General features: G+C 38.9%; 4 protein-coding genes and 2 pseudogenes. 3 read left to right on the plus strand and 3 right to left on the minus strand.

The window, feature by feature from the left end; translation table 11 throughout:
• The 3 genes from L5M11_RS23520 to L5M11_RS23530 form a co-directional block, all read left to right on the plus strand.
• A partial coding sequence (locus L5M11_RS23520; protein ID WP_263180492.1) for a transposase domain-containing protein occupies positions 1–227 on the plus strand: 227 nt, incomplete at its 5' end.
• 363 nt (positions 228–590) lie between these two features.
• Positions 591–2,153 (plus strand): PAS domain-containing methyl-accepting chemotaxis protein, encoded by a 1,563-nt coding sequence (locus L5M11_RS23525; protein ID WP_263180493.1) that lies wholly within the window; start codon positions 591–593, stop codon positions 2,151–2,153.
• Positions 2,154–2,445: 292 nt separating this feature from the next.
• Positions 2,446–4,503, plus strand: a complete 2,058-nt coding sequence (locus L5M11_RS23530; protein ID WP_263180494.1) for a GGDEF and EAL domain-containing protein — start codon at positions 2,446–2,448, stop codon at positions 4,501–4,503.
• Positions 4,504–4,607: 104 nt separating this feature from the next.
• On the opposite strand, the pseudogene L5M11_RS23535 reads toward L5M11_RS23530, so the two are convergent.
• The 3 genes and pseudogenes from L5M11_RS23535 to L5M11_RS23545 all read right to left on the minus strand — a co-directional run.
• Positions 4,608–4,700: pseudogene (locus tag L5M11_RS23535) on the minus strand (S24 family peptidase); the annotation flags it as partial.
• Between the two features lie 60 nt (positions 4,701–4,760).
• Positions 4,761–5,060: pseudogene (locus L5M11_RS23540) on the minus strand (transposase); the annotation flags it as partial.
• Positions 5,061–5,069: 9 nt separating this feature from the next.
• Positions 5,070–5,296, minus strand: a 227-nt coding sequence (locus tag L5M11_RS23545) for a transposase domain-containing protein (protein WP_263180492.1), incomplete at its 5' end; no start/stop codon positions are given.

Here is a 5,296-nt window from a genome sequence, read left to right on the forward strand (position 1 = left end):
ACAATAGAGCTGAACGTGCAGTAAAACCGTTTGTGATAGGCCGAAAAAATTGGTTATTTAGCCAAACGGCTAACGGTGCACATGCCAGTGCCGCCCTTTACAGTATTGTGGAAACCGCCAAAATAAATGGTCTAATCCCATTTGATTACATCATGGTTTGCCTTGATGAACTGTGTAAACCAGAACCCAATATCGATAGCTTGTTACCCTGGAATTTTAAACAGTAGGTGTGGTTCGCTAGACGGTTACCTTTCTACAACTGATTTGAACAGTTACATGGCAATCGCCCCTTTTATAACCGAAGTTAAAAATAGAGGTTTATGCAGTTCCGGAACTCTAAAAGTATAGCGTGGTGTTTCTAATAAGATGGCGGAAAAGCGGTATATGGGCTGTTTTTTAGAACGCTCTAAATATAACGCCAAGTAACAATTTAATCCTGGCTCAACCAACTCTCGTCGGGTTAATTGCTGCTTTATGTGTTGGACGGATTCTATACTAAAGTTTTATTTGACTTACCTAATATTCGGCATATTATAAATAAATAAATAAATAATATATATATATATATATATCAATGGATTAGTAATTTTATGACTAGAAATCATTCGGGTAATGAAGTTAATTTTGGCAGCGCGGATATATTATTATCCACTACAGAGTTAGACAGTAAAATAACCTACGCAAACCCCGAATTTTGCAAAATTGCCGGATTTACCCTGGATGAATTGAAAGGCAACCCACATAATCTTGTCCGACATCCGGATATGCCAAAACAGGCGTTTAAAGATTTATGGAGTTTTGTTCAGCAGGGTAAATCATGGATGGGGCCAGTAAAGAATCGCTGTAAAAATGGTGATTATTATTGGGTTAATGCCTATGTCACACCCATTAAAGATAGTCATGGCAAAATACAAGAGTATCAGTCGGTAAGAACCAAGCTCGATAATCAAGTGAAGGACAATGCCACTGCCATATACGCTAAATTAAACAAAGGTGAAACGCCGCGGGCTTTAAGAGCCAGTATCGATGCAACCGCAATCATACAAGGCCTGTTGTTTTTTTTGTGTTTGGCTTTTGTTGCGATGATGATTTTTACAAATATCCCCTGGCTGCTGAGCATTCCCTTATTAATTGTGACTCTCATTTCCGCAATATTCTTTACAACCTGGCGAAGCAAGTACCGCAGATTGCTCGATGATGCAAAAGCTGTGTTTGACAACCCTTTAATGAGTTACATATATACGGGCCATAACGATGTGGTAGGCAATATTCACCTGGCCTTAAAAATGCGTAAGGCAGAGATAAACGCCATAGTTGGGCGGGTGAATGATGTATCAATAAACATTACGGACGCCGCGAACGAGACCAATAGTGCCAGTGACATGGTGGCAAAATATTTGGCTGAGCAAAATGCCGAAACGGCACATATTGCGACTGCAATTAACCAAATGGCGGCTACCGTACAAGATTTGGCTAAAACGGTATCTGTGGCCGCACAGGCTTCTGATGAAGGAAGAAACATATCTGAAGCAGGTCAGCAAGTTGTTGATTCAACTGTAAGGGCTATAAATGAGTTATCTAGTCAACTTGCAGAAGTTGATAAGGTGGTTACCCGCCTGACTGAAGGGTGTAACTCGATTGGTAGGGTATTGTCTGAGATTAGCGGTATAGCCGACCAAACCAATTTACTTGCTTTGAATGCTGCCATTGAAGCGGCACGAGCAGGAGAGCAGGGACGGGGATTTGCGGTTGTTGCTGATGAAGTAAGAACCCTTGCAAAGCGAACACAGCAGTCTACAAAAGAGATTAATACCCTGCTTGCACAACTTCAACTGGAATCAAATAATGCAGAGAGTGCAATGAAAGTAGGTAAAAAACTGTCTGAAAATTGTGTGATTTTGTCTGAGAAAACAGGGGAATCGTTGCGTAACATACACACCGAAGTAAGCAAAGTATCAGATATGAATACACAAATTTCAGCAGCAATTGAAGAACAATCTGTGGTAACAGAGCTGGTGAGTAAAAATATTGTTAGAGTTAATGACCTGGCCGTGGTGAGCGAAGAGAATGGAATAACGGTGTCACGACTGGCCGCGAGCTTATTAGAGCAATTGCGGGTACAGAAAAGTCTAATTGAACAATTTAGAGGTTAGGTTATTATGGCAGCCTACTACGTAGTAGCGCAGACATTATCTGAGCATCATTTTTTTATGGATCCGACCAAATCTCATCGCAAAAGTTGAATAACTTCATTACCAAACTTGATGCCGCGGTAGAAGAGCACATGAAGTGGACACGGCGTGTATTGCGCACCTCACTTGGTTAGCATGTGCTTGCGCCGCTTGCCCTATGCGGTTGGTTACATTGCCAGAAAAAGTCTATCACTCACTGCAATCAACAATAACTGCATAATAAGTGTGTATTTAATTTTTCTTAGGAATTTTTATGTCTCCGTTTTATCCTGATTTATTACATTTAATACCCGACACTATAATCGTTGTAGATAATAAAGGTGAAATCACGTGGGTTAACGATTCGGTAACAAAACTATTAGGTTATCAACCAGCAGAGTTAGTTGGTAAAACCGTAGAGTGTTTGATACCTAAACGTTATCGAGAAAAGCACGTACCTATTCGCAACTCATTTATTAGTCACCCAACTGAACGCTCGATGGGAACGGTTGCCGGATTATGGGCGCTCGACAAAAATAAGAAAGAAATACCTGTATCTATAGAGCTTAATCATTACAAAGAATCAGGAAATACTTACACTGTCTGTTCAATGCGAACGTTAACCAAAAAAGAGTTGGTAATCACCGCACTTTATAAAATGCAGGAACGATTAGAGTTTTCACAATCATTAGCACATGTAGGAACTTGGGATTGGGATATTACCAACGAAACACTAGTTTGGACCGATGAAATATACCGAATATTTGGATTAACACCGCAAGAATTTGACGCAACATATAAGGCATTTCTTAGCTGTATACACCCTGATGATAGGCAATCAGTTATTGATGCTGTTAATACAGCAATTTCTGATGATGTCCCCTACGAAATAATGCATCGCGTCGTTCAGCCTAGTGGCGAAGTAAGACATGTACTAGAAAAAGGCCATGTCATTCGCGATAAAAACTCCATGCCTGTTCGTATGCTAGGGGCGGTATTAGATGTCACACAACTAATTGAAAAAGAAGGAAAAATTACGCAACTTGCACATTTTGATGAGCTTACCCAGTTACCTAATCGCGTTTTATGTCGTAAAAAACTAGAAGATAAAATAGCCATAGCGCAATTGAATAATAAAAATTTTTCTGTTTTGTATATTGATTTAGATAACTTCAAAAACATTAATGATACGCAAGGTCACTTGATAGGTGACGAATTTTTAAATGAAATTGCTGTAATATTATCCAACAACCTCCCCAAAAACACATATTTGGCTAGACTTGGAGGTGATGAGTTTATAGCCATATCTGACTTCTATGATTACAATTCAGTAACAGACAAAAAAAATCAATTGCTTTGTGAGCAAATAACTTCACTATTACAAATAAGAAAATCTTATACCAATTGTGTTGTCGATATCACAGCAAGTATTGGTGTCGCTGTTTTTCCTTTGCATGGAAAAAGTTTTAACGAATTATTAAGATCTGCTGACCAAGCAATGTATCAAGTCAAAGGGAAAGGAAAAAACAATTACGAAGTCTATAACTCAGAGATTGAAGAAAAAAGAATAAATCAACTCAAACTCGTTTCAGATATGCGTACAAGTTTGCAAAATAATGATTTTCAGGTTTACTATCAGGCAAAGCAAAGTTTAAAGAACAGCAGCTTAGCTGGGTGTGAGGCACTAATACGGTGGGATCATCCCAAATTAGGCAGAGTTTCTCCTATTGAGTTCATTCCTTTAGCCGAAAAATCAGGTCTTATTATACCCTTAGGTAAATTTGTACTAGATAAGGCTTGCCAGTTTGCAAAAAACTGGCAACACCATTCAACACTGCCAATTACAGTATCAATCAATGTATCTGCCGCACAACTTAAATCAGAATTTTTTGTTGATGATATAAATGAATCAATCAAAAAAGCCGGAATTGAAGGAAATCAAATTGAATTAGAAATAACAGAAAGCTTACTGATGGAAGATATTGAAACAACTATTAAAACATTACTGAAATTAAAGAGCATAGGCGTTGCTATTTCAATTGATGACTTTGGCACTGGCTACTCTTCACTAAGCTATTTAAAGAAACTCCCCGTTGATACATTGAAAATTGATAAAAGCTTTATTGATGGCCTGCCAAGGAAAGAGGATGATTCAGCAATAGTATCTAGTATTGTAGCGTTAGCAAATAGTTTACAACTAAAAACAGTCGCAGAAGGTGTAGAGAGTCAAGAGCAAAAAGTATTTTTGTCCGTTTTAGGTTGCGACGCTATACAAGGGTATTTATATAGCAAGCCTATACCTGAACATGAATTCTTTCTTGAGTTCGTTTAATCCTTACTTGCTGGTTTTACCATTGCGGCTATTACTTACACGGGATTTTTCATACCCCAAATGCTCATCCATTTCCACGTTCAATGCCGCTTCAACAGTGATTGTTGGTCTAAATCAAGTCCAAGTTGTGTGTACTCAGTTGCAGGAGACTCAAAACCAACGAGACCTGCATGAGCTTTAATAGGAATAAATTTCAACGTGCACTGTTATTATATAAGGGGTATCCTGTTAGCTCCACTACCCACTACATGTTGTGTTTAGCGCTCTTTGATATTTTCATAGCTAACGGGTGGTGTAACCACCGCTTGTTCAAGTAATCTATAAAATAGTAGACCACGTGAATGAGAAGCTCGACGATTAAAACGAAAGGCATATTCGTCGAGATAACTATCTAAATGTTCATGCCCCACCGAACCTTGATGAGTTCCTAATATCCACCTTTTCAATAGTGATGCGACTCTATGCACACCCGCTAATGTTTGATGGGCTGGCTCTTCAGACCCAAGCTGAACCAATTTATTACGTTCATAACCAAGCTCATAAAGTAACCGTCTAGCGAACCACACCTACTGTTTAAAATTCCAGGGTAACAAGCTATCGATATTGGGTTCTGGTTTACACAGTTCATCAAGGCAAACCATGATGTAATCAAATGGGATTAGACCATTTATTTTGGCGGTTTCCACAATACTGTAAAGGGCGGCACTGGCATGTGCACCGTTAGCCGTTTGGCTAAATAACCAATTTTTTCGGCCTATCACAAACGGTTTTACTGCACGTTCAGCTCTATTGT

Origin of the sequence: Shewanella sp. SM87 (genome assembly GCF_025653705.1) — a bacterium.
GTDB classification, from domain to species: domain Bacteria; phylum Pseudomonadota; class Gammaproteobacteria; order Enterobacterales; family Shewanellaceae; genus Shewanella; species Shewanella oncorhynchi.